Origin of the sequence: Mycobacterium sp. E2989 (genome assembly GCF_001667595.1) — a bacterium.
Classification (GTDB): Bacteria; Actinomycetota; Actinomycetes; order Mycobacteriales; family Mycobacteriaceae; genus Mycobacterium.
Genome location: NZ_LZJX01000122.1, coordinates 1 through 722 on the forward strand (window position 1 = coordinate 1; position 722 = coordinate 722).

The 722-nt window shown below is 70.1% G+C and carries 2 protein-coding genes; one reads left to right on the forward strand and one right to left on the reverse strand.

Annotated elements, in window-relative coordinates:
* Nucleotides 1-303: TetR/AcrR family transcriptional regulator (locus tag A5680_RS22260; protein WP_156675203.1), on the reverse strand; the 303-nt coding region annotated here is incomplete at its 3' end.
* Between the two features lie 101 nt (nucleotides 304-404).
* On the opposite strand from A5680_RS22260, the gene A5680_RS22265 reads away from it, so the two are divergent.
* Nucleotides 405-722, forward strand: a 318-nt coding sequence (locus A5680_RS22265; protein ID WP_156674996.1) for a TetR/AcrR family transcriptional regulator, incomplete at its 3' end; no start/stop codon positions are given.

Genomic DNA, 722 nt, shown 5'->3' on the forward strand with positions numbered 1-722 from the left:
TTCGTCGAGCACCGCCTCGATGCGGTCGACGGCGTCGCCGGATCGCGCCGCGGCCGCCCGCAGCCGTGGCAGCGCGATTCCCTCGATCTCCTCGACGGCGGCGTCCAGCAGCTCGGACTTGTTCGCAAAGTAGTGATACAGGCTGCCGCTGGTCATGTCGGCGGCCCGCGCGATCTCGCGAATAGTGGTGCGGGAGTAGCCCATCTCGGCCACGCACCGCATCGCCGCGGCGATGACGCGCGCGCGGGTCTGCTCGCCATCGGCACCCACCGGGCGCCCCAGCTGTGACGGCAGAACGCTCATTTGCCTCCGCGAACCCCCGGGCTAATCGATCAGTCGATTATATTCGATGCTGTCGGGCTTCGAGAGCCCGGCGGACAGGACACGCGAGTGGGCGGAGCACGGTGACGCGGGCGCAGCGGGGACGCCCGGTGGGCGCCAGCGGCGAGGACACCCGCCAGCGAATCATCGTGGCCACCATGCGTTGTGTGGCCACGGCGGGCTACTCCCGCGCCACCATCCGTGAGATCGCCCGCACCGCGAACGTCACCAGCGCCAGCCTCTACAACTACTTTCCCAACAAGGCCGAACTGATCAAGGCCGCGATCGCGGCGCGAACCGACGTCGCGCTGCCACGGCTGCGGGCGGCCGCGGCGCGATCCGGCGACGCCGTCGACCGCATCGAGGCGGTGCTCGACGAATCGGGCCGGTTGATGCGCGAG